Genomic DNA, 26,714 nt, shown 5'->3' on the forward strand with positions numbered 1-26,714 from the left:
GCTCGCGCAGGGGAGGACGCCCCCACCGCCCTGCCTCGATCCTCCGCCTTGCAGCCGCACGCACCCAGCCCCGCTCCTTCACCCACCCCCCATGAGACGGCCGGTCTAAACTCCGGCCTCATGCTCCGCGTACTCGCCGTCGACGACGAAGAACCCGCCCTGGAGGAACTCCTGTACCTCCTGCGCGCCGATCCCCGGATCCGCAGCGCCGAGGGAGCCACCGGCGCCACCGAGGCGCTGCGGCGCATCGGCAGTGCCGTCGACGCCGGTCCCGACGACCCCGCCGCCATCGACGTCGTCTTCCTCGACATCCACATGGCGGGCCTCACCGGACTCGACGTCGCCCAGCTGCTGGCCGGGTTCGCCGCGCCCCCGCTCATCGTCTTCGTCACCGCCCACGAGGGCTTCGCCGTGCACGCCTTCGACCTCAAGGCCGTCGACTACGTCCTCAAGCCCGTGCGCCGCGAACGCCTCGCCGAGGCGGTGCGCCGCGTCGCCGAACAGGTCGGCGGCCGCTCCGCGCCCGTCCACGACACCAACCACGACCAGATCCCCGTCGAACTCGGCGGCGTCATCCGCTTCATCCCGATCGACGACATCGCGTACGCCGAGGCCCAGGGCGACTACGCCCGGCTGCACACCGACACCGGCAGCCACCTCGTCCGCGTCCCCCTGACCACCCTGGAGGAACGCTGGCGCACCCGCGGATTCGTGCGCATCCACCGCCGCCACCTCGTGGCCCTCGGCCGGATCGACGAACTGCGCCTGGACGCGGGCAGCATGAGCGTGCGCATCGGCACCGCCTCGCTGGCCGTCAGCCGCCGCCACACCCGCGCGCTGCGGGATCTGCTGATGCGGCAGACCGGCCGCTGACCAGCGTCTACCCGCGCCCGGACCCCTTCCCAGCGAGGACGGGTGCTGCGTACACTCCGGCCCCATGTCCGCAGAGCCAACGCCCCGGCGTGAAGTGGTGACGGGGGAGCCCCGCCGGGTGCGTCCGCTGCCGCGCTACCGCACCCAGTCGGAGATCGACGAACAGACCGCACTCGGCGGCGCCTACGTCCGCTCCCTGATGCGCAGCCAGCTGCGTGCCGGACTCACCGCCTTCGCCGTCCTCGCCGTCGTCGTCGGCACCCTGCCCCTGGTCTTCGAGGCCCTGCACAGTTCCGCCGTCGTCTGGGCCGTCCTCGGCTTCGCCGCCTACCCGCCGCTGACGCTGCTCGCCTGGTGGTACGTGCGCCGGGCCGAGCGCAACGAGCGCGACTTCGCCCGGCTCGTGGAAGGCCGCCCCGCACAGTGAGCCGCACGTACGCGGTGGCGGCCGTCGCCGCCGTCGTTCTCGCCACCCTCCTCGTCGGCGGGTTCGGGCTGCGCATCTCGCGCACCACCTCCGACTTCTACGTCGCCTCGCGCACCGTACGGCCCCGCCTCAACGCGGCCGCGATCAGCGGCGAGTACCTCTCCGCCGCGTCCTTCCTCGGCATCGCCGGCCTGGTGCTCGTCCACGGCCCGGACATGCTCTGGTACCCGGTCGGATACACCGCCGGATATCTGGTGCTGCTGGTCTTCGTCGCCGCGCCGCTGCGCCGCTCGGGGGCGTACACCCTGCCGGACTTCGCCGAGGGCCGGCTCGAATCCCGGCAGGTGCGCGGAGTCGTCAGCATCCTCGTCGTCGGCGCCGGCTGGCTCTACCTCGTCCCGCAGCTCCAGGGCGCCGGACTCACCCTCAAGATCCTGACGGGCGCGCCCGGCTGGCTCGGCGACGTCCTGGTCGCCTCCGTCGTCGTCCTCGCCGTCGCCGCGGGCGGCATGCGCTCCATCACCTTCGTCCAGGTCTTCCAGTACTGGCTGAAGCTGACCGCGCTCCTCGTCCCCGCCGTCTTCCTGGTGCTCGCCTGGCAGGGCGACGGACGGCCCCGCGTCACCTTCGACGAACAGCTCTCCGTCTTCCGCGCCGACCACCCGCTGTACGCCACGTACGGCCTCATCGTCGCGACGTTCCTCGGAACCATGGGCCTGCCGCACGTCGTCGTCCGCTTCTACACCAGTCCCAACGGCCGCGACGCCCGCCGCACCACCGTCGCCGTCCTCGCCCTGATCGGCGTCTTCTACCTGCTGCCACCCGTCTACGGAGCCCTCGGCCGGCTGTACGCACCCGAGCTCATCCGGGGCGGCGACGCGGACGCCGCCGTGCTGCTGCTCCCCGGCCGGGTCATCGGGGGACTCGGCGGTGATCTGCTCGGCGCGCTCATCGCCGGCGGAGCCTTCGCCGCGTTCCTGTCGACCGCCTCCGGACTGACCATGGCCGTCGCCGGTGTCCTCACCCAGGACGTCCTGCCCTCGCGCGGCGTACGGCACTTCCGGCTGGCCACCGTTCTCGCCATCTCCGTCCCGCTCGCCGGTTCGCTGGTCGTCAGCCGGGTGCCGGTCGCCGACTCGGTCGGGATGGCGTTCGCCGTGTCGGCGTCCTCCTTCTGCCCGTTGCTGGTCCTCGGCATCTGGTGGCGCCGGCTCACCCCGCCGGGGGCCGTGGCGGGGCTCGTCCTCGGCGGCGGCTCCGCCCTGCTGTCCGTCGCCATCACCGTCAGCGGGGCGGTGCGCCCGCCCGGCTGGCCGCACGCCCTGCTGGCCTGGCCCGCCGTCTGGTCCGTCCCCGTCGGCTTCCTCGCCATGATCCTGGTCTCGCTCGCCACCCCGGGCCGGATACCCGCCGGCACGAACGCCGCGATGACCCGTTTCCATCTGCCCGAGGCGCTGACCGCGGGGAGGCACCGGTGACCGGGGCCGGATACGCCGTCATCGTGCTCCTCGCGCTGCTGCTCTTCGGGGGCGGCCTGCTGGCCGGCCGGCGCACCGCGCGCCCCGTCCGTACCAGCGACGTCGGCACACCGGTCGAACACGCCACCTTCGAGACCCTGCACACCGCCTCGCTCGCCGCACCCCCGCTGCGCGCCGGACTGACCGAGGAGAGCGCCCGCAGGTCGGCCCGCCGGCTCCGGTCGCTGCTCGGCACCGACGCCCTGTGCCTCACCGACCGCGACCGGGTCCTGGTCTGGGACGGTGAGGGCGACCACCACGGCCGGCACGTCATGGACCAGGTGCGGGGCGTCCTCGCCGGCGGGCGGGACACCGCCTTCCGCAGCGAGTGCGACGACCTCGACTGCCCGTTGCGCTGGGCCGTCGCCGTGCCGCTCACCGTCGACCACCGGGTCCTCGGCACGCTGATCGCGTACGCCCCGCGCGAGTCCGCGGTCCTGGCGAGGGCCGCGGGCGAGGTCGCCCGCTGGGTCTGCGTGCAACTGGAACTCGCCGAACTCGACCGCTCGCGCACCCAGCTCATCGAGGCCGAGATCAGGGCCCTGCGCGCGCAGATCTCCCCGCACTTCATCTTCAACTCACTGGCGGCCATCGCCTCGTTCGTCCGCACCGACCCCGAGCAGGCCCGCGAGCTCCTCCTGGAGTTCGCCGACTTCACCCGCTACTCCTTCCGCAGCCACGGAGACTTCACCACCCTCGCCGACGAGCTGCACTCCATCGACCAGTACCTGGCGCTCGTCCGCGCCCGCTTCGGTGAACGCCTCTCGGTGACCCTCCAGGTCGCACCCGAGGTGCTGCCCGTCGCCCTGCCGTTCCTCTGCCTCCAGCCGCTGGTCGAGAACGCCGTCAAACACGGACTCGAAGGGGCCGTCACCTCCAGCCGCATCACCATCAGCGCCCTGGACGCGGGCTCCGAGGCCGAGGTCGTCATCGAGGACGACGGGACGGGCATGGATCCCGAGCGCCTGCGCCACATCCTGCGCGGCGAAGGCGGAAAGTCCACCGGCATCGGACTGCTCAACGTCGACGAGCGGCTCCGCCAGGTGTACGGGGACGACTACGGACTCGTCATCGAGACGGGCATCGGCGCCGGTATGCGCATCACCGTGCGCCTGCCGAAGTACCGGGCCGGGGTGCACGGTTCCTGAGCGGGGCGTGGCCCGCGAGCCGGCGCGGACTCAGTACAGGTGGATCGCGAGATGCCCCAGCGGCAGTCCCAGCTGCCAGGCCGGCGTCCACACCTGGACGGCGTCCCGGCCTTCCGGCTCCTCCCGCCCTTCCGCCTCCTCACGGCCGGCGGGGGTCTCCCAGGGCGGCGGGCCGATGGCGTCGAGGTCGGCCGCCAGCAGCTCGGTCTCCTCCAGCCACCGCCAGGCGGCCCGAGCCAGCGTCAGGTCGGGGCCCGCGCCGCCGGGCGCCGCCGCCAGGGCGTCGAGCCGCTCGCACACCCACCGCCGCCAGGGCGTCCCGTACGCCGTCAGCAGCCGCAGCTCGTCCACCCGGGTGGCGGGCAGCGCCCCGGCCACCGCACCGTCGGAGAGGAACACGGTCAGGGCGAGCGCGTCGCGCCCCGCCCGGAACTCCAGCGTGGCCGGCTCCATCAGGTCGCCGGTACGCAGGAGCTCGTCGGCGATGTACTCCGCGTACATCCAGGCCATCGGGACCAGCAGCCCGTTCCCGCCGCCACCGTCATGACGTTCCGGACGCATCCCGTCTCGCCTCTTTCCGTTCTCGGGGCCGCGCCGGGGGCTGCCCGGCGGACCGGGGCCCGACCGGCCCCACACGCAGCATTGAACCGGGGGAGCGCGCCGCGCGTGGCCAGAAGCACAGGATCCGTCGGACCCGGTCCGTCACAGACACGAGGATGCGATGACCGCCGACCCAGGGGAGGGACCGCACATGCGGCAGTTGCTCGGCGCCTACGTCCTGGACGCGCTTCCGGCCGCGGAGGCGCACACCGTCGCCCGCCATCTGCAGAGCTGCGACCGGTGCGCGGCCGACTACGTGGAGGTGGCGGCGGCGGCGGCCCTGCTGCCGCTGCTCAGCGAGGAGGACCTGCGGGAGTAGCCGGGCAGGTGGCGGGAGAGCACGCGCAGCGCGTAGTAGGAGCGGGACTTCACCGTGCCGGCGGGTATCCCGAGCACCTCCGCGGTCTCGCTCACGCTCAGCCCCCGGAAGTAGATCTGGACGAGCACGGCCCGGTGCTCCGGGCTCAGGGTGCGGACCGCCCTGCGCACATCCAGTGCGGCGACCGCGGAATCCGCGGTGTCCTCACGGCCGGGGGCGCTCTCCAGCACCGCGTCGCTGACCTCGGCCGGCCGGGCCAGCCGTGCCCTGCGGGCGTCGATCGCCAGCCGGCGCCCGACCGTGAACAGCCAGGGACGCATCGACTCGTACGGGCCGTCGAACGCCTCCGGGTGCTGCCAGGCCCGCACCAGCGTCTCCTGGAGGAGGTCCTCCGCGCGCTGCCGGTCGCCGAACGTCAGACCGAGCAGGAAGTGGAACAGGGCGGGCCCATGGTCACGCTGCAGATCCGCGAGGGCCCGCTCATCGGTCGTCGTCGTGGTCATGGTGAACGCCCTTCCCCGCGGAGATTTCTGCCGCCTCGCTGCCGACTGGCGTATACGAACGCATTCACGGCGCGGGGAACAGGACAAACCCGGCCCCGTGCGACGAGCGGTCGCACGGAGCGGCGAATGGTGCGGTGAACGGTCGGGCGGGGGTGACTCGGGGCCGCTGCGAGCAGGGGGAAGCGGCGGAGGGGTCAGGGAACCACGGTGACGGGCCACCGCCCGGCCTTCACCAGCCGGACGGCCACCGAACCGATGAACCGGTGCCCCGCCGACTCGGAGGCGCCCACCACGACGGCGTCCGCCTTCAGCTCGTCCGCAGCCGTCACCAGGCCGTTGTAGGGGTCACCGCGGAAGGTGTGGAACTCCCAGCGCACATCCCATATGTCCTTCATCCGCTCCGTGGACGCCCGGATCTCGCTCACCAGGCCCTCCGCGACGTCCCCCGTGGCATCACCGACCGGCGCACCGAGTGCGGCACCCGCCGTCAGCACGGGCTGGACGTAGACGAGGGCGAGCATCGCCCGCTGCCGACGGGCGAGGCCTGCGGCATACGCCGCGGCGCGCATGGAGGATTCGGAGCCGTCGATGCCGGCGACGATCACTTTCGGGCCGTCTGTGCCACGTTCGAACTGGTGGGACTGCTGGTCTGTCACGGCAGTGAGGTTATCGGTTCCTCCGGCCGGCCCCCTTCCGGGCTCCCGAGTGCCCCGGTGCGCTGCTGCCGGATGCGCCGACGCGCTCCCTCCATCGGGTGCAAAACCCGCCCTGAACGGTGTCGTGAGGAAGGGCGGCAGAGCGGACGTGCGAGCAGTGGGTCATGAAGAACGATCAGATGCCGCCGACGCGCAGAACGCTGCTGAGGCTGGCCGCCGGGCTGGGCGCCGCCACTGTCGTGCGCCTGGTCGCGGCGGACTCCGCCGGTGCCCCGTTCCGGCGTCCCGCTCAGCCGACGGCCGCCGCGGCCGGTCCGCAGGCGGCCGCCCTGCGGACCCAGCCGCTCTCCTACCGGCTGCGGCCCATGACCGCGGGCAGCCCGCCCCGCTACCGTCCGGCGGCGCCACCGGTCCGCACCCGGCCCATCGAGGAACTGCCCGACATCGGCCGGGCCATGGTGCTGAGCTTCGACGACGGGCCCGATCCGCTGTACACCCCGCACATCCTGGACACGCTGCGCCGGCACGACGTACGGGCCATGTTCTTCCTCTGCGGGGAGATGGCCCACGACAACCAGGACCTGGTCCGCAGGATCGCCGACGAGGGGCACACGGTGGGCAACCACTCGTGGACCCACCCGCTGGTGACCAGGCTTTCCCGGGCCGGTGTCACCGATGAGCTGGGCCGTACCAGCGACGTGATCGAGAAGGTGACCGGCGCTCCGCCGCTCTGGTACCGGGCGCCCTACGGGGCCTGGAACCGGAACTCGTTCGAGATCGGGGCCGCCCTGGGCATGGAGCCGATGGCCTGGTCGGTGGACACCCTGGACTGGACCGAGCCGGGCGCCGACACCATCGTCCGCCGGGTCGCGCAGGGCGCGGGACCGGGAGTCGTGGTGCTCTCGCACGACGCGGGCGGCGACCGCTCGCAGAGCGTGGCGGCGCTGCGCCGCTATCTGCCGGAGCTGCTCGACGAGGGGTACCGGATCACGGTGCCGCAGCGCCGCTGAGGTGTGCGGCGGTCGCTGCCTGGGGCGGGCCGGGGGCCGGGAGGCGCGGGGCCCGGAGCGGGACCGCGGCTTCCCGGCAGCAGCCGTCAGCGCGTGTCGATCAAGCGGGCGAACGCCACCACGTTGCCGTCGTAGCCGTTGGCCTTCGTGTACCCGCCGCCGCAGGTGATGACCCGCAGTTCCGCCTGTCCCGTGTCGCCGTACACCCGGGCGCCGGGGAAGTCGTTCTTGGAGAACACCTCGACGCCGTAGACCTCGAACACCGCGACCCGGTCGTCGCTGCGAGTGACCTCGACGCGGTTGCCCTTCTTCAGGGAGCCCAGCCCGTAGAAGACGGCGGGCCCCGCCTGGTTGTCGACGTGGCCGACGATGACGGAGGTGCCGAGCTGGCCCGGGGCGATGCCGTTCTGGTACCAGCCGGCCAGGTTGGGGTCCTGCGGGGGCGGCGTCTCGATCCAGCCGTTCGCGTCGAGATTCACATCGATGACCGGTGCGTCGACCCCGATGGAGGGGATGGACAGGCGTTCCACGGGCGCGTACGCCAGCGGCTTCACGGCCGGGCCGGCCACCGGGGCTCCGGGGGCGACCTTCTGGTGGCCCACCGAGGCGGCGGCCACCGGCTGCGGCGGTCCGGGCGAGAGGTCCGCACCGTTCCGCATCATGGCGAGACCGGTGAGCATCGCCAGCGCGAGCGCGCCCCACGGCGAGTGTCTGATCCGTTCGGGGCGCCAGTTGTCCCGGCCCATGGTTCTCCCTTCGTCGCGACGAAGGGAACGCTAGGCCCGGGGCGGTCGCACGGCATTCACAGACGTGCGAACGGGTGGCGGCGATCCGACGGACTGCTCATCGGAGTAGTAACAGGACAAATATTCTGACGGCCGGTGACCTGCGAGTCCGTCAGGTGCGCGGCTGTCCGCGCGGCGTGTCGGATCACCGGGGTGGAGCAGTCCCGAAATGCGGCGGATCAAGGAACTGGTGATGGTTCGTCATGGGAGGCGTTCTCGTCGAACCATCCCGGTGCACAGAGCTCCGGGGCGCTTCCCGCTGGAGGTTCGAACGATGCGTGCTACACGCGCTCTCGTTGTCGCCGCGACCGCCGTCGCCGCTCTCGGGCTCGGTGCTCCGATGGCGGCTGCCGGCGGAGACGTCGGGAACGGCCAGAACAACGGCAACAGCCAGAACGACTGGAACGACCCCGGCGACTGGGACAACGGAGGCGGCAACGGCAACGGCAACGGGAACGGCAACGGCAACGGGAACGGCAACGGCAACGGGAACGGCAACGGGAACGGCAACGGGAACGGGAACGGGAACGGGAACGGGAACGGCAACGGGAACGGCAACGGGAACGGGAACGGGAACGGCAACGGCCGCAACAACGGGCCGAACAACGTGACCGTCGACCCCGAGCGCGTGCACCAGGGCGCTGCCATGCAGGTCAGCGCCGAGGGCTGCGGGCGCGGTGGCAGTGTCTCGTCCAACGCGTTCCGGACCACGAGGCTCTCGGCCGGCCGGGTCGGCCACGCCAGGGTCCGGATCTTCAACGACGCGACGCCCGGCACCTACAACCTGACGGTGCGCTGCGACGGCACCGACCGGACGGCCGGCCACCGCTTCACCGTGCTCAACAGCCGTGGCGCGCAGGGCGGTTTCGGCGGTTCGATGGCCGCGAGCCCCACGGAGATGGGCGTCGGCGCCGGACTGGTCGCCTCGGCGGCCCTCGGCGGAGGCATGTACGTCGTGCGCCGCCGGAGGACCAGCAATGGGGCGGTCTGACGGTAGCGACGCACCCACCGGACCGATAACCGAAGTCGCCCCGGGTCCTCCACGAGGACCCGGGGCGACTTCGGTTATCGGTCTGCGGCGCCGGTCAGTGCGAGCGGCTCTCCTTGCGCCGCCGCACCACGAAGACGGTGCCGGCGGCGGCAGCCACGGCCAGCGCGGTGCCGGCCACGATCTCGCCGGAGTTCATGCTGTCGATGCTGCCGCCGAGACCACCCTGCACACCGGCCGGGGAGGCCGTGGACACCGCGGAGCTCGTCGAGCTGGTGGTGGGCGTGCTCGTGGCAGCGCTGATCGTGAGGTTCACGTGCGCCGTGGAGCTCGGCGACGTGTTGCAGGTGAACGTCACCTGATAGACGGCGCCCGGCTTGGCGTCCGAGTCGACCGTCGCCCTGCCCGTACCGCCCCGGGGGATGGTGACGGTGTCGAACACCCCGGAGGTCGCCGTGGCCGTGGTGGAGCAGGCTCTGGCCGCCAGGGTGACCTGGCCGCCGGGCGCGACCACCGAAGGCGTGACGGTGTATCCGCTCCCGGGGTCGGACGGACCGCCCGCGATAGCGGCATGCGCGGTCACGGCCGGAGCGGTCAGGGCGAGTGCGGCGGCGCCGAGCAGAGCGACGGGGGTGACACGTATTGCGCGCATGGTGAATCCTCCGGGTCCCCGAGGAGCAGCTGCGGAACGGATTTCCACAAAGCGTCAGAAATGCACCTCGATGGGCGCAACGCTAGAAGTGGTGTATTACGCCCGCGATCGGGGTCCGGCGAATGGGGCACCGGTGTCCCCCGGGCGGCGCACCTCCGGGGGACCGGGTGCTCCTATTTCCCCGCCGCGCCGGGGAACAGATCGAGGAACGGTGCGGCGGTGGCGGAGATGCCTCGCCCGAAGGGCGCGTCGAAGTCCCAGATCAGGAAGAGGAGGAAGGCGATCAGCACACTGAAGAGACCGGCCAGCAGGAGTTCCCGGAACGTGCGGCGAATCTGCAGGGTGAAGATCAGCCCCACCGTCACCAGCGCTCCCGTGATCAGCCCGAACCAGACGACGCCCGGCATCGTGGCGCCGGCGCTCTGCCCCCTGGCGTGGCGGGCGTCGTCGGCCGCGGCGACCTGGTCGACGAGCGGCTGGTAGGCCTGCCCCTCGTGGTCCGTCTTCGGCCGGTAGTCCGTGACGTCGGCGCGCACTCGGCCGAGGAGCTCTGCGCCCCGGTCGCCGAGCGTCCCGTGCTCGCTCATGGTCCGCCACTCGTCGTGCACCACATAGCTGACATAGGCGTCGACATCCGCGCGGATCCGGGTGCGGACCTCGGCCGGGTAGACGGAGGAGCGCGCGCTGACCTCGTGCAGCGCCTGCGCCTCCTGGCGTACGTACTCCTGGGCGGCGCCGCGTCCCTCCCAGACGCCCGCGATGGCGAGGCCCAGCACGATCGCGTACACCACTCCGATCATCATCGTCATGTACTCGATGACGTCAGGTGTCTCGGACGGGTCGTCGTCCTCGGGCAGCCGGCGGTTGTTGAGTACGGCGATGGTCAGCACGACGGTGCTGGCCGCGGCCATGGCGAGGGTGAGAACCAGCCATTCCGACATGGGTGCCTCCGGAGGTCATCGGGAAGAACGGGGCCGCAGTACGGCGACGGCGAACACTGCGGGGGCGGTGATCATCAAAGTGAGCGTGACCAGGGAGGTGTGGCGTTCCGGTTCCTTCCTCACGGGTCTGCGGTACGAGGGAAGCGCCACGGGGGCGAGGGGTGACGGGCGTGCTGAGGGCGTGGGCGACGGGGTCGGAGCAGGCGGAGACGGACGGGGAGGCGGTGGCGGTGCGGGCGCCGGCTCCACGGGCGCGGCAGGGGGCGGTGGGGGCGGTGGGGGCGTCGGGGGCGGAGGAGGTGGTGGAGGTGGCGGAGGTGGCGGAGGTGGCGGAGGTGGCGGAGGTGGCGGAGGTGGCGGAGGTGGCGGGGGTGGCGGTGGCGGGGGTTTCGGCTTCGGGGTGGGCGGGGGAGCGGGCTCCGGTGCCGGCCCGGCCCGGCAGTCGCCGTCGCCGCTGACGGCCACCGCCACCCCGCCCTCGTCGTCACCGATCGAGGCGTACGAGCAGTTGTCCGCCAGCGCGGGCGTCGGGGCGGTCAGCAGCCAGGTGAGTGCGACGGCCGCGGTGAGCCGGCCGATGAGTGATCCGTACACGACGGGAGCATGTTCCGGGCCGCGGCCGGACACGCCCGGAACGCCGCGGATTCGCCTGATGGGGCGGATCTTGGGCATCGGGTGTTTGCGGCTCCGGAAGAATCTGAGTACGCATTGAACAAAGAGTGGCCCGGCGCCCGTATCTAGGGCCATGAACGGCGCGAACCCGCGTCGCAACTGGCAGAAGTACTACGGGAGTTGACATGAACACCTGGCGGAACGCCTCGCTCGCGGTGACTGCGGTGACCCTGTTGGCGCTGACGACGGCGTGCGGTCAGGACAAGGCCACGGAGTCCCCCGGCCAGAATGTGGGCAACGCGAGCCCGGCCGGGCAGGCCGCGGACAGCTACGGGGCGGACAGCGGATACGGCTCCGGCACGACGACGGAGACCGGCTCGGCGAAGCAGGCCGGTCAGCTCGCGGTGTGGGACAGCAAGAAGCTCGGCAAAGTGCTGACGGACAGCGAGGGATTCACGCTCTACCGCTTCGACAAGGACACCGCGAGCCCGCCCCGGTCGAATTGCGAAGGCGACTGCGCGAAAGCCTGGCCGCCGGTGCCGGCGGGCAATGTCACGGCCGCGGCCGGGACCGATGGGTCACTCGTCGGCAAGGTCACGCGGGCCGACGGCAGTCAGCAACTCACCCTGGCGGGCTGGCCGATGTACCGGTTCGCCAAGGACGCCGCGCCGGGTGACGCCCTGGGGCAGGGGGTGGGCGGCACCTGGTTCGCCTCGGCGCCCGACGGCAAGAAGGCGGCGCTGAACGCAGACGGCCCTTCCGGCGCCGAGCCGGCGGACCTCGCGGGACTCTCGGTGCGCAAGGATCCGAAACTCGGCGATATCGTCGTGGACAAGCGCGGCATGACGGTCTACCGCTTCAAGAAGGACGTGGCGTGGCCGATGAAGTCGGCCTGCACGGGGGCGTGTCTTTCGAAGTGGCCGGTTGTCGCCCCGGGCGAGAAGAATGACGTGAAGGGTGTCACCACGAAGGGATTCGTCACCTTCGACCGGCCGGACGGACTCAAGCAGCAGGCCATCGACTGCTGGCCCATCTATACCTTCTCCGGGGACGTGAAACCCGGTGACACCAAGGGGCAGGGCGTCGGCGGAACCTGGTACGCGGTGTCCCCCCAGGCGAAGTTGGTCGGCGCGTCGAAGTAGGAACGGCCGACGCGGGGCGGGCGGCTTCGCGGGACCGGCGACGCGAAGCCGCCCGCCCCGCGCCGGCCGTTCCGAGTTCCACGTGGATCCCTCCACGCCCTTCCGCCGCCGAATGTCACCCGCAGCGACGGGACGGTTGCACATGCCACTGGTGTGTGACCAATAACGGACCGCTAATTTCCGTTTCCTCTCGCCCTCCTGGTGGTGGGTCAGTAGCCTCTGGTCAATACTGACCATGAACATGGCCGGATCACCGAGGCGACTTGTTGGAGACATCGATGGAGCGTCCCGCCTGGGCACCGCACGGCATTGACATTTCTGTGCCGAGCGTGTCCCGAATGTACGACTTCTATCTGGGCGGCTCGCACAATTTCGAGGTGGACCGGGAAGCGGCCCGCAAGGCCATGGAGTTCATGCCGGGACTTCCCAAGATCATGCAGGCGAACCGGGCCTTTATGCGCCGCGCCGTGCGCTTCGCGCTGGATGAGGGCGTCACGCAGTTCCTGGACATCGGCTCCGGGATACCGACCTTCGGGAACGTGCACGAGGTCGCGCAGGCGATCGACCCCCGGGCCAAGGTCGCCTACGTCGACCACGACCCGGTCGCGGTCGCCCACAGCCAGGCTGTGCTCGAAGGCAACGACCGTGCGGTGATCGCCGCCGCCGACCTGCGGCGGCCCGACGAGATCCGCGACAATCCCGACGTCTCCAAGCTCCTCGACTTCGACCGTCCGGTGGCGCTGCTGCTCGTAGCCGTACTCCACTTCATCGAGGACGCCGACGAGCCGCACGCGGCCGTCGCCGCCCTCCGCGACATCCTGGCCCCCGGAAGCCTCCTCATCGTCACCCACGCCTCGTACGAGGGGATCCCGCTGACGAGGGAAGAGGCCGGCGGCGCGGTGGGGGTGTACAAGGACATCCGCAACCCGCTGGTCATGCGCTCCCGCGACGAGGTCGGCCGGTTCTTCGACGGCTACGAGATGGTCGAGCCCGGACTCGTGGCGATGCCGGACTGGCGTCCCGAGACGCCCGTCGTGCAGGAGAACGAGGACCCGTACGCCTTCTCGGGCTTCGCTGGAGTGGGACGCAAGGCGTGACCATTCCCGCCCAGGCGTCCGGAGCCCCGGACGCGGAACCGGACGGTCCCGAGGACCGGCTCCGAAGATTCGCCACGATCTGGAGCCGGGCGATCTTTCCGTCGACGGCCACCTCCATGACCCGGCCGGAGTTCGAGCAGCACCTGCTCCCCCTGGCTCGGACGCTCAGCGACACCTTGCACGCCCGCCCCTTCGACCCGGCGGCCGCGAGCGGTGTGGGCACCGCCCTCGTCGCGGCGCACTGCACGGACCCGGACGCGCTCAGCTCCACACTCGGCGTCGTCGACTCGTACCTGGTGCTCTACTGCGGCAGCAACGGCCCGGCCGCGCTGTCGACGGAGGACAGCCGGTCCCGCTGCGCGCGGATCCAGCACGCGGTCGCGGGCGGCTTCTCGCAGGCCCTGCGCGAGCGGACGCTCACCGAGCAGGAGGCGATCGCCCGCTCCGCGCTCACGGCGCGCTCCCAGGCCGAACAGGCACTCCACGCGACGGAGGCGCGCTTCAGGGCCGTGTTCAAGGACGCGGCCATCGGCATCGGCATAGCCGACCTGGACGGCAACGTACTGGAGGTCAACGACACCCTCACCCGGATGTTCGGCGGCCTCGAGAACCACGTCCTCAGCCACCGCGTGAACGAGTGGGTCCACCCCGAGGACTCCCCGCAGGTCTGGAAGTACTACAACGAGCTGGTATGCGGCGAACGCGAGCACTACCGGGTCGAGAAGCCGTACTACCGAAACGACGGCACCGTCCTGTGGACCAATCTGACGGTGTCGCTGCTGCGCGACTCCGAGGGCCGGCCGGAGTACCAGCTGGCCCTCATGGAGGACACCACCGAGCGGCGGCTGCTCAATCTGCGGCTGCGGTACGAGGCCACGCACGACGCGCTCACCGGCCTGCCGAACCGGACGCTCTTCTTCGAGCGCCTGGAGAAGGCGCTCTCGGCGGGTGACGGGAACCGGTTCGGTCTCTGCTATCTGGACCTGGACGGCTTCAAGGCGATCAACGACAGCCTGGGCCACGCCTCGGGCGACCGGCTGCTGGTCGAGGTCGCCGACCGGCTGCAGAGCTGCGCGACCGCGCCCGGCGAGATGGTGGCACGCCTCGGCGGCGACGAGTTCGTGGCACTGACCACGGGCCCCGACACCGCGCAGGAGGTCGACGAGCTCGCCTGCCGGATCCTCAGCGCGCTCGCCGCGCCGATCCGCCTCGACGGGCGCGAGCTCACCGTCCGCGGGTCCATCGGAGTCGTCGAGGGGCCGGCCGGCGAACGCAGCGCCGCGGAGGTGCTGCGCAGCGCCGACATCACGATGTACCGGGCCAAGTCCGCGGGCGGCAACCGGTTCGAGCTCGCCGACGCCGAGGCGGACGCGCGCGCCATCACCCGGCACGGACTGACCACGGCGCTGCCGGCGGCGCTGGAGCGCGGTGAGTTCTTCATCGAGTACCAGCCGCTGGTGCACCTGGACGACGGCTCGGTGCACGGCGCCGAGGCGCTGGTGCGCTGGTGCCACCCGCAGCACGGGGTGCTCGGGCCCGACCGGTTCATCGCCCTCGCCGAGCACACCGGGCTGATCGTGCCGCTGGGGCGCTGGGTGCTGGAGGAGTCCGTACGGCAGGCCAACTTCTGGCAGGAGCGGCACACCGACGGCGGTCCGTTGCGGATCAACGTCAACCTCTCACCGGCCCAGCTGCACCATCCGCGGCTGGTCGCGGAGACCGTCGACGTCCTGGAGCGTTCGGGACTCGAAGCCGGGGCGCTGTGCCTGGAGGTCACCGAGTCGGCGCTCATCGGGGCGGACGAGGACCTGCTCAAGCCGCTGAGGCAACTGGCCGAGATGGGCGTCGACATCGCCCTCGACGACTTCGGAACCGGCTACTCCAACCTGGCGAACCTGCGGCGGCTGCCGGTGAGCGTGCTGAAGCTGGACCGTTCCTTCACCCAGGGGATGCAGCACCATCCGGCCGACCCGGTGGACCTGAAGATAGTCGAGGGGATCGTCTCCCTCGCGCACAGTCTGGACCTGGCCGTGACCGTGGAAGGCGTGGAGACGGCGGCCCAGGCGGAGCAGCTAAGGAAGCTGGGCTGCGACACGGCCCAGGGCTGGTATTACGCGCGCCCCGGTGCGCCGGACCGGATCCACTCCCTGCGGCTGGCCAGGAGCACCCGCTGCAGCTCCCGCGCCGCCCGGGGCGGGGCCACGTCGCTGCGGTGCGCCAGCGCGATCGTGCGGCGCAGCCCCGGCCGGGCCAGCGGTGTCGTCCGCAGGTCCCGGCCCGCCCGGGTGGCGACCATGCTCGGTACGACCGCGATACCCAGGCCGGCGCGGACGAAGCCGAGCACGGCGTCCATCTCGCCGCCCTCCACCGTGAACGAGGGCTCGAAGCCCTCGGCGCGGCAGGCGGCGACCGTCAGCTCCCGCAGGTCGTATCCGTGCCGGAACATCACCAGCGGCTCGCCCTGGAGATCGGCGATCCGGACCGTGCCGCCCCGGCCGGGCCGGGGGCCGTCCGCCGACGAGACCACCACCAGGTCCTCCCGCAGCAGCTCGACGGTGGTCAGCGCCGGTGAGGCCGCGGGCAGCGGCAGCACCAGCAGGGCGAGGTCGAGTGCGCCCCGCGCCAGTTCCCTCACGAGGTCGTGCGAGCCGCCCTCCTCCAGCAGCAGCTGGATCCCGGGATGCAGGTCGTGGAAAGCGCGCAGCACATCAGGCAGCAGACCGGTGCAGACGCTGGGCGTCGCCCCCAGTCTGACCCGGCCGCGGCGCAGCTGGGCCAGCTCCTGGACCTCGTGGCGTGCGGTGTCGGCGTCGGCCAGGATGCGCCGGGCGAGCGGCAGCAGGGCCTCGCCCGCGTCCGTCAGCGTGATGTTCCCCCGGGCCCGGCTGAACAGCTCGGCGCCCAGTTCCTTCTCCAGGGCCCTGATCTGCTGCGAGAGCGAGGGCTGCGAGACGTGCACCTCCTCCGCGGCGCGGGTGAAGTGCCGGGCCTCGGCGACGGCGACGAAGTACATGAGCTGCTGGAACTGCATACGCCATCCTACCGCTCTCGATAGAGGGATCCTATGGACATCAGGCGTTCCATGTCTTGGACCGATCGGGCCCTCGGGCCCTAGCGTCGTGTCCATGGCACTGGCAACCCGGACGGACCGACGGCCCTCCATGACGCGCACGCTCTGGGACTCGACCGTCGGCAAGAAGACGATCATGGCCGTGAGCGGTCTGATCATGCTCCTGTACCTGGTCGTCCACATGGTCGGCAATCTGAAGATCTTCTTCGGTTCCGACGAGTTCAACGGCTACGCGCACTGGCTGCGGGTGATGGGCGAGCCGTTCCTCCACCACGAGTGGGCGCTGTGGATCGTCCGTGTCGTGCTGGTGGCCGCGGTGGTCCTGCACGTGGTCTCCGCGTACCAGCTCAGCAGGCGTGACCTCAGGGCCCGCCCCGTCACGTACGTGCACAAGAAGCCGCGCGCGAGCTACGCGACCCGCACGATGCGCTACGGCGGCATCATCATGGCGCTGTTCATCGTCTGGCACATCCTCGACCTCACGACCGGCACCGTGCACTCGGGCGGCTTCCAGTCCGGGCATCCGTACCAGAACGTCATCGACACCTTCTCCACCTGGTACGGCAACGTCGTCTACATCGTCGCCATGCTCGCCATGGGGCTGCACGTCCAGCACGGGTTCTGGAGCGCGGCGCAGACCCTCGGGGCGGGCCGCGCGACCCGCGACCGCTTCCTGAAGACCCTCGCCAACGTCCTCGCGCTCGCGCTGACGGTGGGCTTCGTCTCCGTACCCGTCGCCGTCATGACCGGAGTGGTGAGCTGACATGAACGACTACACGGACTACGCGACCGGGGCGCCGGTCGCCGACACCAAGGCCCCCGGCGGCCCCGTCGCCGAACGCTGGGACACCCGCCGCTTCGAGGCCAGACTGGTCAACCCGGCCAACCGCCGCAAGCACACCGTCATCGTCGTGGGCACGGGTCTGGCGGGCGGCTCGGCAGGGGCGACACTGGCCGAACAGGGCTACCACGTCGTGCAGTTCTGTTTCCAGGACTCGCCCCGCCGGGCCCACTCGGTCGCCGCCCAGGGCGGCATCAACGCGGCGAAGAACTACCGCAACGACGGCGACTCGGTCCACCGGCTCTTCTACGACACCGTCAAGGGCGGCGACTTCCGCGCCCGCGAGTCCAACGTCCACCGTCTCGCCCAGATCTCCGTCGAGATCATCGACCAGTGCGTGGCGCAGGGCGTCCCGTTCGCCCGCGAGTACGGCGGCCTCCTCGACAACCGGTCCTTCGGCGGCGTCCAGGTCTCCCGCACCTTCTACGCACGCGGCCAGACCGGGCAGCAGCTGCTCCTCGGCGCCTACCAGGCACTGTCCCGCCAGATCGCCGCGGGCAACGTCGAACTGCACCCCCGTACCGAGATGCTCGACCTGATCGTCGTCGACGGCAGGGCCCGCGGCATCGTCGCCCGCGATCTGGTCACCGGGAAGATCGACACCTACTTCGCCGACGCGGTCGTGCTGGCCAGCGGCGGCTACGGCAACGTCTTCTACCTGTCGACCAACGCCATGAACTCCAACGCCACCGCCATCTGGCGCGCCCACCGGCGCGGCGCCTACTTCGCCAACCCCTGCTTCACCCAGATCCACCCCACCTGCATCCCGCGCACCGGCGACCACCAGTCCAAGCTGACGCTGATGAGCGAGTCGCTCCGCAACGACGGGCGCATCTGGGTGCCGAAGGCCAAGGGGGACACCCGCCCCGCGAACGAGATCCCCGAGGACGAGCGCGACTACTACCTGGAGCGCATCTACCCCGCCTTCGGCAACCTGGTACCGCGTGACATCGCCTCCCGCGCCGCGAAGAACGTCTGCGACGAGGGCCGCGGCGTCGGACCCGGGGGCCAGGGTGTCTACCTGGACTTCGCCGAGGCCATCGCACGGATGGGGCGCGCGAAGGTCGAGGAGAAGTACGGCAACCTCTTCGACATGTACGCGCAGATCACCGCGGAGAACCCGTACGAGACCCCCATGCGGATCTATCCGGCCGTGCACTACACGATGGGCGGACTCTGGGTCGACTACGACCTCCAGACCACGGTCCCCGGTCTGTTCGCGATCGGTGAGGCCAACTTCTCCGACCACGGCGCCAACCGGCTCGGCGCGTCCGCGCTCATGCAGGGGCTCGCCGACGGCTACTTCGTCCTGCCCTCGACGATCAACGACTACCTGGCACGCCATCCGCACCACGAGGAGGTCGACGCCTCCCACCCCGCCGTGGAGGAGGCCGTCGCCGAGACCGAGGACCGGCTCAACCTGCTGCTGGCCGTCGACGGCGACCGCACCCCGGACTCGTTCCACCGGGAGATCGGCGAACTCATGTGGGAGTACTGCGGGATGGCCCGCACCGAGGAGGGACTGCGCAAGGCCCTCGGCCGGATCCCGCAGATCCGGGATGAGTTCTGGCGCCGCATCAAGGTCCCGGGGACCGGCGCCGAGTTCAACCAGTCGCTGGAGAAGGCCAACCGCATCGTCGACTACCTGGAGCTCGCCGAGCTCATGTGCCTTGACGCCCTGCACCGCGCGGAGTCCTGCGGAGGCCACTTCCGCGAGGAGTCGCAGACCGCGGACGGTGAGGCCGCCCGCCGCGACGAGGAGTTCTCGTATGCGGCGGCCTGGGAGTTCGCCGCCACCGGCGAGCCGCCCGTCCTGCACAAGGAATACCTCGTCTTCGAGTACGTCCACCCCACTCAGCGGAGCTACGCATGAAGCTCACCCTGCGCGTCTGGCGCCAGAAGAACACCGACGCCCCCGGCGCCATGTCCACGTACGAGGTGGACGGCATCTCGCAGGACATGTCGTTCCTGGAGATGCTCGACACCCTCAACGAGGAGCTGATCCTCGCCGGCGACGACCCCGTCGCCTTCGACCACGACTGCCGCGAGGGCATCTGCGGCGCGTGCAGCCTCGTCATCAACGGCGACGCCCACGGCCCGGAGCGCACCACGACCTGCCAGCTCCACATGCGCTCGTTCCGCGACGGCGACACGATCGACATCGAGCCGTGGCGCGCCTCGGCCTTCCCGGTCGTCAAGGACCTGGTCGTGGACCGTTCGGCCTTCGACCGGATCATCCAGGCCGGCGGCTACATCTCCGCCCCGACCGGTACGGCGCCCGACGCCCATGCGACCCCCGTGCCCAAGCCGGACGCGGACTTCGCCTTCGAGCACGCCGAGTGCATCGGCTGCGGCGCCTGCGTCGCGGCCTGCCCCAACGGCTCCGCGATGCTGTTCACCTCGGCGAAGGTCAACCACCTCAACGTGCTTCCGCAGGGCGCTCCCGAGCGCGAGACCCGGGTCCTGGACATGGTGGGCCAGATGGACAGCGAGGGATTCGGCGGGTGCACGCTCACCGGTGAGTGCGCCACCGCCTGCCCGAAGGGCATTCCGCTGCCGTCGATCTCCGCCATGAACAAGGAGTGGCTGCGGGCGGCCCGCAAGGTTCACCGCTGAGCACCGGAATCCCGGGCCCGGAGGCCGCTCGCCTCCGGGACCGGGAAGTCCCGCACCTCCGGGCGGGTCAGGAGGTCACGGAGAGGTCGTCCCCGTAGACCGTGCCCTGCCCGTACCAGCCGTGCAGATAGACGGTCACCGTGCCGTTCGCCCCGGTGGTGAAGGCGACCGACTGCTTGGTGTAGCCGCTCGACGTGCCCCAGGTACTCGCCGTGGCTCCGCCCCGGACACCGAGGTAGCCGTAGTTCCCCTGCACCCAGCCACTCAGCGTGTACTTGGTGTGGGGGGACAGGGTCAGCGTCTGGGTGCACTCGCCGGTCTGCGACGAGGTGGGGGCCACGGCGAGCGCGTGCGTGCCGCCGTGCACGGGCGAGGAGACGACCGTCGCGCCGGACTCACAGGTCCAGGGACCGAGCGACCCTGTCTCGAAGCCGCCGTTGACCAGCGATCCGGTGCCGCCGCCCGGTCCGGAGACCGTCAGGGTGAAGGACGCCGTGTGGCTGAGCGTGCCCGCCGTACCGGTCACGGAGACCGTGTACGTGCCGGGCGCGGCCGACGCGGACGCGTTCACGCTCAGCGTCGACGAACCCCCGGCCGTGACCGACGCCGGGCTGAGCGCCGCCGTCACTCCGGCCGGCGCCCCGCTCGTCGTCAGCGCGACCGTCTTGGCGCTGCCCGAGGTGACCGCCGTCTTCACGGTGGCCGTGGCCGAGCCACCCGGTGCGACCGTCGCCGAACCGGGCGACACGGCCACCGAGTAGTCGTCCGTCACCGGACCGCCGCCACCGCTCGTGAACGGGGCGAAGGTGTGGCTGAAGTACCAGGTGTCCTGTGCGATTCCGGAGCAGCTGTCGCTGCCGCCGGTGCCGGGGCATCCGCCGTTGTCACGCTGGAGCGCCCAGAACGACAGGGTGCTGACGCCCTTGGAGACGGCCCAGTTGTAGACCTGGGTGGCATGGGCCGTGGTGAACGTCTCGGCCGGGCCGTAGTCGTCGATGCCCGGCATCTCGATGATGCCGGTCATGCCCCAGAGCTGCGCGTCGGTCTTCGACGGGTAGAGATCGGCCAGTTGGCCCTTGAGCCCGGTGATGGCCGTCTGGGTGTCCTGCGCCATGTTGTGCGCGGCGCCGTCGTAGTAGTCGAACGTCATGAGGTTCACGACGTCGACCTCGGCGCCGTTGGACACGGCGTTCTCCAGCACCGCGAGACCGCTGTCGGCCAGACCGCTCGTGGTGGTGGGCAGGGTGTACGAGATCTGCACCGAGCGCCCGTTGGCGGCGGCCCAGTCCTGGACCTTCTTGATCGCCTTGTTGCGGCGGTCGATCCCGGCGCTGTTCTCCAGCGAGTTGTCCTCGATGTCCATGTCGAGGCGCGACACGTCGTAGGTCGTGATGACCTTCTCGTACGCCGCCGCTATGGAGTCGACGCTGGTACAGCTGTCGGCGATCTCCGTGCCGCCGTTGTCGGCCGCGTAGCCGCCGAACGACGGGATCACATCGCCGCCGCGCGACCGGATGGTGGTGAAGTCGGCACCGAACTCGGAAGAGGCGATGGGAGTTTGCGCATCGCCGTTCCAGTAGGGCGTGCAGGAGCCGCGCGCCTCCGTCTGGATGAAGGCCATGGTCAGGTACTTCGCGCCGGACGCCTGGGAGAGCGCGGCAGGGCTGTCGCCGTTCCACGCCTCGAAGTACGGGGCGAAGACGTGCGCGGGCAGGGGAGTGGCGGCGGTGGCGGCGGCCTGTGCGCCGGCGCCTGATCCGAGGACCAGGCCGGCGGACGCGATGGCGGTGGCCAAGGCGCCGAGGAGGGCGCCGGCTGTTCTTGGACGTCTCATGGGGCAGCTCCCAGCGGGGTGGGACGACGGGGGATCGCACGGCTCGACCGCGCCCGGTGGGGGCGCGGCCCGTTCCTGTGAGGCCCGGCCGGGGTCACATGCCACACGGCAAGGAGCGACCGTGAGGCATGCCCATGATTGGTCTGGACCAGCTAACTGTCAACGTTCTTTACTGTTTCATTTCCCTACGCTTGCCGGTGGCGGCAACTCGACGCACTCAAAAGGGAGTTGTGGTCAGGTGAGGGAGAGCGCGGCCCGGAGGTACGAGGCCGTCCGGCTCTCCTGTGCGCGGGCCACGTCCACCGGCGGTCCCGCGGCCACGATCCGGCCGCCCCGGTCGCCGCCGCCCGGGCCGAGGTCGATCACCCAGTCGGAACCCGCCACCACGGCCATGTCGTGCTCCACCACCACGACGGTGCTCCCCGCGTCGACCAGCCCGTGCAACTGCCGCATCAGCACCTCGACATCGGCCGGATGCAGCCCCGTCGTCGGTTCGTCGAGCAGGTACAGGGTGTGGCCCCGGCGAGCGCGCTGCAGTTCCGCCGCCAGCTTGATCCGCTGAGCCTCGCCGCCGGACAGCTCGGTCGCCGGCTGCCCGAGCCGGAGATAGCCGAGGCCCACGTCGAGCAGGGTCCGCAGACTGCGTCCGGCGGCGGGCGTGTCCGCGAAGAACCCGGCCGCCGACTCCACGGTGAGGTCCAGCACTTGGGCGATGTTCAGCCCGCGCAGCGTGACGCCGAGTGTCTCCGGTTTGTACCGCGCGCCGTGGCAGTCGGGGCAGGGCGCGTACGTACTGGGCAGGAAGAGAAGCTCCACCGAGACGAAGCCCTCGCCCTGGCAGGTCTCGCACCGCCCGCCCGCCACATTGAACGAGAACCGGCCGGCCCGGTAGCCCCGCTCGCGAGCGACGTCCGTGGCGGCGAACAGTCTGCGCACGACGTCGAAGAGTCCCGTGTACGTGGCCAGGTTGGAGCGGGGGGTACGCCCGATGGGACGCTGGTCGACCTGGACCAGGCGGTCCACCGCCTCCAGCCCCTCCGCCGAGGCGCAGCCGGGCGCGGCCTGCTCCTGGGGAGCGTCGGCGGTCTGCCGGTCGGCCAGCACACCGGCCAGCACCTGGCCCACCAGCGTCGACTTCCCCGAGCCCGACACCCCCGTGACGGCGGTGAACACCCCGAGCGGGAAGGCGGCGTCCACCCCGCGCACGTTGTGCCGGTCCACCCCGCGCAGCCGCAACCACCCCGAAGGTGTGCGCACCTCACGCAAGGGGGCGGGGGCGTCGTCGAAGAGGAAGCGCCGTGTCGCCGACTCCGCGACGTCGGCGAGCCCCGCGGGCGGACCGCTGTGCAGCACCCGGCCCCCGTGCTCCCCGGCCAGCGGCCCGACGTCGACCAGCCAGTCCGCCTGCCGCACGACGTCCATCTGGTGCTCCACGACGAAGACGGTGTTCCCGGCCTCCTTGAGCCGGCCGAGCACCGCGAGCAGCGCCTCCGTGTCCGCCGGGTGCAGCCCGGCCGACGGCTCGTCCAGGACGTAGACGACGCCGAAGAGCCCCGAGCGCAGCTGGGTGGCGAGCCGCAGCCGCTGGAGTTCACCGGAGGAGAGCGTCGGAGCCGTACGGTCGAGGCTGAGATAGCCGAGCCCCAGTTCGGTGACCGTCCCGATCCGGGCGAGCAGATCCCCCGTCAGCACCCGGGCGGTGTCGCCCCCGCCCGCGGCCGACAGCACGTCGGCGAGGTCCGTGAGGGGGAGGCCCGCCAGCTCCGCGATCGTACGGCCCGCGAAGGTCACGGCCATAGCCTCGGGCCGCAGCCGGGTGCCGCCGCAGACCGGGCAGGGCGCACTGGTCAGGAAACGCTCGGCCTTGGCGCGCAGCGTACGGCTGCGGGAGTCGGCGAACGTGTGCATCACATAGCGCCGCGCGCTCATGTACGTGCCCTGGTAGGGGCGTTGGATCCGGCCCGCGTCGCGCACCGGATGGACCGTGACCACCGGCTGCTCGTCGGTGAACAGGATCCACTCGCGGTCCGCCGGATCGAGCTCACGCCACGGCCGGTCGATGTCGTAGCCGAGCGCGTCCAGCACGTCGCGCAGGTTCTTGCCCTGCCACGCCCCCGGCCAGGCGGCGATCGCCCCGGCCCTGATGGACAGCCCGGGGTCGGGGACCAGGAGGTCTTCGGTGGTGCGGTGGATGCGGCCGAGGCCGTGGCACTCGAGGCAGGCGCCGGCTGCGGTGTTCGGCGAGAAGGCGTCCGAGTCCAGCCGTTCCGCCCCCTGCGGATAGTCACCGGCCCGGGAGAAGAGCATCCGCAGGGAGTTGGAGAGGGTGGTCACCGTGCCGACGGACGACCTGGCCCCGGGTGCGGAGCGGCGCTGTTCGAGCGAGACGGCGGGCGGCAGCCCCGTGATCTCGCCGACCTTCGGTGCGCCCACCTGGTGGATGAGCCTGCGCGCGTAGGGGGCGACGGACTCGAAGTAGCGTCGCTGAGCCTCCGCGTAGATCGTTCCGAAGGCCAGCGAGGACTTGCCGGAGCCGGAGACGCCGGTGAAGACGGTGAGGGTGTCGCGCGGGATGTCGACCCGGACGTCCCGCAGATTGTGCTCGCGTGCGCCGCGGACCCTGACGTACGGGTCGTGGGGGGTGGGCATGGGGGGCGGGGCTCCGTACGGTTCGGGGCGGGCTGACCGGGACAAACGGTTCGATCCTAGGCGGCGGAAGGGCCGGCCGCCGGGGACGGGCCGGGCGCGCGCGCCGTGCCGGATCGCCGGACGCGTGCGCTCCTTGGTTTGCTGGGTCCATGAGACACGACGCCCGGCCGCTGGCCGTATTCGATCTGGACGGCACGCTCGCGGACACCGCCCACCGCCAGCACTACCTGGAGGGTCCCCGGCGCGACTGGGACGCCTTCTTCTCCGCCGCCCCCGACGACCCGCCGCTGTCCGAAGGTGTACGGCTCGTCGTGAGCAGCGCCGAGGAGTGCGAGGTCGTCTACCTCACCGGCAGGCCGGAGCGCTGCCGTGAGGACACCGTGGCCTGGCTGGCCCGGCAGGGGCTTCCCGAGGGGCGGCTTCACATGCGGCGCGACGACGACCGGCGGCCGGCCCGCAGGACCAAGCTGGAGCTCCTGAAGCGGATGGGCCGGGACCGCGTGGTGCGGATGCTGGTGGACGACGACGAACTGGTCTGCGACGACGCCGAACGGGCCGGGTTCGCGGTGGTGCGCGCCCGCTGGACGCACGCGTCGCCCGCCTTGAAGGACGCGCAGGAGCGCGAGGGACGTACCTGATCAGCGCACGGAACGGCACTTGATCGGCGCCGCGGCACCGGACCGGGCCCGCGGCGCCGGACAGGGGCGGCAGTGCCTGATCACCCGCGTCCGGTCACTCGGGGTCGTCGAGCCGGAAGCCCACCTTCAGGCCGACCTGGTAGTGCGCGATCCGGCCGTCCTCGATCTGCCCGCGCACCTGGGTGATCTCGAACCAGTCGAGATTGTGCAACGTTTCGGAAGCTCTTGCGACGCCGTTACGGATCGCCGCATCGACGCCGTCATGGGAGGTTCCTACGATCTCCGTGACGCGATACGTGTGGTTTGACATGGTGTATCTCCTTTCGCCCTTACCAAGGTGCCCCACCCGGGCGAGGTTCGCGAGAGGTCGCGGACCGGCGGTCTGTCCGTAACCGCCCTTGACCGGAGCATTGGTCCATACCAAAATCCAGCCACGCCCGTGCGAGCGCAGCCCGCAGTCCCCCACACCGGGTCCACACATCCGTCCTGCCCTTTCGCAGAAGGTGACCCCGTGAAGAACCGCATGCTCGCCGGAGCCATTGCCCTGATCTCCTCCGTTGCGCTGGGCGGGTGCGCAATGGTGCCCGGCTCCGGCGGTTCGGGTGACGAGAAGGTCACCATCTGGCTGATGAAGGACAGTGTCACCGCCGACTTCCTCGACCGCTTCAAGAAGTCGTACGAGGACGAGCACTCCTCGGTGGAGCTGGAGTTCAGAATCCAGAACTGGAGCGGAATCGGGCCGAAGGTTCTCGCGGCGCTGGGCGGCAAGGACACCCCGGACGTCATCGAGGTCGGGAACACCCAGGTCGCCCAGTACGCCGAGAGCGGCAACCTGCGCGATCTCACCCTGGAGTCCATGCGTGACCTGGGCAGCGAGGACTGGATCCCCGGCCTCGCCGAACCGGGCAGCATCGGCGGCGTTCAGTACGGAATCCCCTGGTACGCGGCCAACCGGGTGGTGATCTACAACAAGGACCTCTTCGAACAGGCGGGAATCAAGAGCCTGCCGAAGACGCGCGAACAGTGGATCGCGGACAGCGAGAAGCTGAACCGGAACGGCAATCAGGGCATGTATCTGCCCGGCCAGAACTGGTACGTCCTCGCCGGATTCATCTGGGACGAGGGCGGTGAACTCGCCGACCACACGGATGGCGACTGGCAGGGCGCACTCGACAGCCCCGCCGCGCTGCGGGGCATGGACTTCTATTCCGAACTCCAGGCGCTGGGGGAGGGCCCCAAGGACGCGGACGAGGAAATGCCCCCGCAGAGCGGCGTGTTCGCCAAGGGAGACGTCGCGCAGATCATCTCCACCCCCAGTACCGCGACCCTCATCGAGAAGGCGAACCCGGAACTCAAGGGAAAGCTGGGCTACTTCCCCATACCGGGCAAGAGCGCGAAGGCGCCGGGTTCCGTGTTCACCGGCGGCTCCGACCTGATCATTCCGCAGAAGGCGGACCAGCGCAGCGCGGGGTTCGAGGTCATCAAGGCGCTGGCCGGGGCCAAGTGGCAGGAGGAGCTCGCCAAGACCATGAGCTACGTGCCCAACAAGACCTCCCTCGCCCATGTCATCGAGGGCGAGGAGAGCACCGCCGCGATGGCCGCAGGGGCCGCGCGGGGCCACGCCACCCCCAACTCGCCGCAGTGGGCGGCCGTCGAAGCCGCCAACCCGATCAAGCCCTACATGACGGCGGTCCTCCAGGGCGGGGACCCCGCGACCGCGGCCAGGACCGCGTCCGAGAAGATCACCGCACTCCTCGCGGGCAGCTGACCCGCCGAGGGCCCCGACGGGCAGTGCG

The 26,714-nt window shown here is 71.0% G+C and carries 24 protein-coding genes and 2 pseudogenes; 16 read left to right on the forward strand and 10 right to left on the reverse strand.

Going from position 1 to position 26,714, the window contains the following annotated elements; all coding sequences use genetic code 11:
- Positions 1 to 120: 120 nt before the first annotated feature.
- From E6R60_RS07625 to E6R60_RS07640, 4 genes are all read left to right on the forward strand, one after another.
- Complete coding sequence (locus tag E6R60_RS07625) at positions 121 to 873, forward strand: LytTR family DNA-binding domain-containing protein (protein WP_136325669.1); 753 nt, start codon at positions 121 to 123, stop codon at positions 871 to 873.
- 64 nt (positions 874 to 937) lie between these two features.
- On the forward strand, positions 938 to 1,300 hold the full coding sequence (locus E6R60_RS07630; RefSeq protein WP_136325670.1) for a hypothetical protein: 363 nt from the start codon (positions 938 to 940) through the stop codon (positions 1,298 to 1,300).
- A complete protein-coding gene (locus E6R60_RS07635) occupies positions 1,297 to 2,778 on the forward strand; it encodes a cation acetate symporter (protein ID WP_136325671.1) in 1,482 nt (493 codons plus the stop codon). Before E6R60_RS07630 ends, E6R60_RS07635 begins: the two co-directional genes overlap by 4 nt.
- Positions 2,775 to 3,965, forward strand: a complete 1,191-nt coding sequence (locus tag E6R60_RS07640) for a histidine kinase (protein ID WP_136325672.1) — start codon at positions 2,775 to 2,777, stop codon at positions 3,963 to 3,965. Before E6R60_RS07635 ends, E6R60_RS07640 begins: the two co-directional genes overlap by 4 nt.
- Positions 3,966 to 3,995: 30 nt before the next feature.
- Here the strand turns inward: E6R60_RS07640 and E6R60_RS07645 are convergent, their stop codons facing one another.
- Positions 3,996 to 4,526 carry a hypothetical protein gene (locus tag E6R60_RS07645; protein ID WP_136325673.1) on the reverse strand — a complete coding sequence of 177 codons (531 nt, stop codon included), beginning with the start codon at positions 4,524 to 4,526 and terminating at the stop codon, positions 3,996 to 3,998.
- Positions 4,527 to 4,686: 160 nt separating this feature from the next.
- Between E6R60_RS07645 and E6R60_RS07650 the strand changes: the two genes are divergently transcribed.
- Entirely contained in the window at positions 4,687 to 4,884 is a 198-nt protein-coding gene (locus E6R60_RS07650; protein WP_136325674.1) for a zf-HC2 domain-containing protein, read from the forward strand.
- Here E6R60_RS07650 and E6R60_RS07655 read toward each other — a convergent pair.
- A complete protein-coding gene (locus tag E6R60_RS07655) occupies positions 4,818 to 5,387 on the reverse strand; it encodes a sigma-70 family RNA polymerase sigma factor (protein ID WP_136325675.1) in 570 nt (189 codons plus the stop codon). The genes E6R60_RS07650 and E6R60_RS07655 overlap by 67 nt on opposite strands.
- Positions 5,388 to 5,581: 194 nt before the next feature.
- On the reverse strand, positions 5,582 to 6,043 hold the full coding sequence (locus tag E6R60_RS07660; RefSeq protein WP_136325676.1) for a universal stress protein: 462 nt from the start codon (positions 6,041 to 6,043) through the stop codon (positions 5,582 to 5,584).
- 164 nt (positions 6,044 to 6,207) lie between these two features.
- Here E6R60_RS07660 and E6R60_RS07665 point away from each other — a divergent pair, with 164 nt between their 5' ends.
- Positions 6,208 to 7,053: a polysaccharide deacetylase family protein gene (locus E6R60_RS07665; RefSeq protein ID WP_136325677.1), complete on the forward strand. Its 846-nt coding sequence runs from the start codon at positions 6,208 to 6,210 to the stop codon at positions 7,051 to 7,053.
- Positions 7,054 to 7,139: 86 nt separating this feature from the next.
- On the opposite strand, the gene E6R60_RS07670 is transcribed toward E6R60_RS07665, so the two are convergent.
- Entirely contained in the window at positions 7,140 to 7,799 is a 660-nt protein-coding gene (locus E6R60_RS07670; RefSeq protein ID WP_136325678.1) for a class F sortase, read from the reverse strand.
- Positions 7,800 to 8,112: 313 nt separating this feature from the next.
- Here E6R60_RS07670 and E6R60_RS07675 point away from each other — a divergent pair, with 313 nt between their 5' ends.
- The gene (locus E6R60_RS07675; protein WP_136325679.1) at positions 8,113 to 8,829 is read left to right on the forward strand and encodes a hypothetical protein; all 717 of its coding nucleotides are present in this window, start codon (positions 8,113 to 8,115) and stop codon (positions 8,827 to 8,829) included.
- Between the two features lie 94 nt (positions 8,830 to 8,923).
- Here the strand turns inward: E6R60_RS07675 and E6R60_RS07680 are convergent, their stop codons facing one another.
- Both E6R60_RS07680 and E6R60_RS07685 read right to left on the reverse strand, forming a co-directional pair.
- Positions 8,924 to 9,478 (reverse strand): hypothetical protein, encoded by a 555-nt coding sequence (locus E6R60_RS07680; RefSeq protein ID WP_136325680.1) that lies wholly within the window; start codon positions 9,476 to 9,478, stop codon positions 8,924 to 8,926.
- Positions 9,479 to 9,651: 173 nt separating this feature from the next.
- Positions 9,652 to 10,419, reverse strand: a complete 768-nt coding sequence (locus E6R60_RS07685; protein WP_136325681.1) for a DUF4239 domain-containing protein — start codon at positions 10,417 to 10,419, stop codon at positions 9,652 to 9,654.
- A 170-nt stretch (positions 10,420 to 10,589) separates the two neighbouring features.
- Here E6R60_RS07685 and E6R60_RS36965 point away from each other — a divergent pair, with 170 nt between their 5' ends.
- The 4 genes and pseudogenes from E6R60_RS36965 to E6R60_RS07705 all read left to right on the forward strand — a co-directional run.
- On the forward strand, positions 10,590 to 10,877 hold the full coding sequence (locus tag E6R60_RS36965; RefSeq protein WP_206309339.1) for a hypothetical protein: 288 nt from the start codon (positions 10,590 to 10,592) through the stop codon (positions 10,875 to 10,877).
- 339 nt (positions 10,878 to 11,216) lie between these two features.
- Positions 11,217 to 12,173: an SCO0930 family lipoprotein gene (locus tag E6R60_RS07695; RefSeq protein ID WP_136325682.1), complete on the forward strand. Its 957-nt coding sequence runs from the start codon at positions 11,217 to 11,219 to the stop codon at positions 12,171 to 12,173.
- 278 nt (positions 12,174 to 12,451) lie between these two features.
- Positions 12,452 to 13,270, forward strand: coding sequence for an SAM-dependent methyltransferase (locus tag E6R60_RS07700; protein ID WP_136325683.1), 819 nt, complete (start codon positions 12,452 to 12,454; stop codon positions 13,268 to 13,270).
- Positions 13,267 to 15,429: pseudogene (locus tag E6R60_RS07705) on the forward strand (EAL domain-containing protein); the annotation flags it as partial. The gene E6R60_RS07700 and the pseudogene E6R60_RS07705, both read left to right, overlap by 4 nt.
- Here E6R60_RS07705 and E6R60_RS07710 read toward each other — a convergent pair.
- Entirely contained in the window at positions 15,381 to 16,301 is a 921-nt protein-coding gene (locus E6R60_RS07710) for a LysR substrate-binding domain-containing protein (protein ID WP_136326004.1), read from the reverse strand. The pseudogene E6R60_RS07705 and the gene E6R60_RS07710 sit on opposite strands and share 49 nt — an antisense overlap.
- 163 nt (positions 16,302 to 16,464) lie before the next feature.
- Here E6R60_RS07710 and E6R60_RS07715 point away from each other — a divergent pair.
- The 3 genes and pseudogenes from E6R60_RS07715 to E6R60_RS07725 form a co-directional block, all read left to right on the forward strand.
- Positions 16,465 to 17,103: pseudogene (locus E6R60_RS07715) on the forward strand (succinate dehydrogenase); the annotation flags it as partial.
- Between the two features lies 1 nt (position 17,104).
- Positions 17,105 to 19,054 carry a fumarate reductase/succinate dehydrogenase flavoprotein subunit gene (locus tag E6R60_RS07720; protein WP_136325684.1) on the forward strand — a complete coding sequence of 650 codons (1,950 nt, stop codon included), beginning with the start codon at positions 17,105 to 17,107 and terminating at the stop codon, positions 19,052 to 19,054.
- Positions 19,051 to 19,797, forward strand: coding sequence for a succinate dehydrogenase/fumarate reductase iron-sulfur subunit (locus E6R60_RS07725; protein ID WP_136325685.1), 747 nt, complete (start codon positions 19,051 to 19,053; stop codon positions 19,795 to 19,797). Before E6R60_RS07720 ends, E6R60_RS07725 begins: the two co-directional genes overlap by 4 nt.
- A 67-nt stretch (positions 19,798 to 19,864) precedes the next feature.
- Here the strand turns inward: E6R60_RS07725 and E6R60_RS07730 are convergent, their stop codons facing one another.
- The gene (locus E6R60_RS07730; protein WP_206309340.1) at positions 19,865 to 21,631 is read right to left on the reverse strand and encodes a glycosyl hydrolase family 18 protein; all 1,767 of its coding nucleotides are present in this window, start codon (positions 21,629 to 21,631) and stop codon (positions 19,865 to 19,867) included.
- A 234-nt stretch (positions 21,632 to 21,865) separates the two neighbouring features.
- Positions 21,866 to 24,280, reverse strand: a complete 2,415-nt coding sequence (locus E6R60_RS07735) for an excinuclease ABC subunit UvrA (RefSeq protein ID WP_136325686.1) — start codon at positions 24,278 to 24,280, stop codon at positions 21,866 to 21,868.
- 149 nt (positions 24,281 to 24,429) lie between these two features.
- Between E6R60_RS07735 and E6R60_RS07740 the strand changes: the two genes are divergently transcribed.
- The gene (locus E6R60_RS07740; protein WP_136325687.1) at positions 24,430 to 24,918 is read left to right on the forward strand and encodes a hypothetical protein; all 489 of its coding nucleotides are present in this window, start codon (positions 24,430 to 24,432) and stop codon (positions 24,916 to 24,918) included.
- Between the two features lie 94 nt (positions 24,919 to 25,012).
- Here E6R60_RS07740 and E6R60_RS07745 read toward each other — a convergent pair whose 3' ends face one another.
- The gene (locus tag E6R60_RS07745; RefSeq protein ID WP_136325688.1) at positions 25,013 to 25,228 is read right to left on the reverse strand and encodes a dodecin; all 216 of its coding nucleotides are present in this window, start codon (positions 25,226 to 25,228) and stop codon (positions 25,013 to 25,015) included.
- 201 nt (positions 25,229 to 25,429) lie between these two features.
- On the opposite strand from E6R60_RS07745, the gene E6R60_RS07750 reads away from it, so the two are divergent.
- Positions 25,430 to 26,686 (forward strand): extracellular solute-binding protein, encoded by a 1,257-nt coding sequence (locus E6R60_RS07750; RefSeq protein WP_136325689.1) that lies wholly within the window; start codon positions 25,430 to 25,432, stop codon positions 26,684 to 26,686.
- Positions 26,687 to 26,714 lie beyond the last annotated feature (28 nt).

The organism is Streptomyces sp. A0642 (assembly GCF_004795105.1).
Taxonomy (GTDB): Bacteria; Actinomycetota; Actinomycetes; order Streptomycetales; family Streptomycetaceae; genus Streptomyces.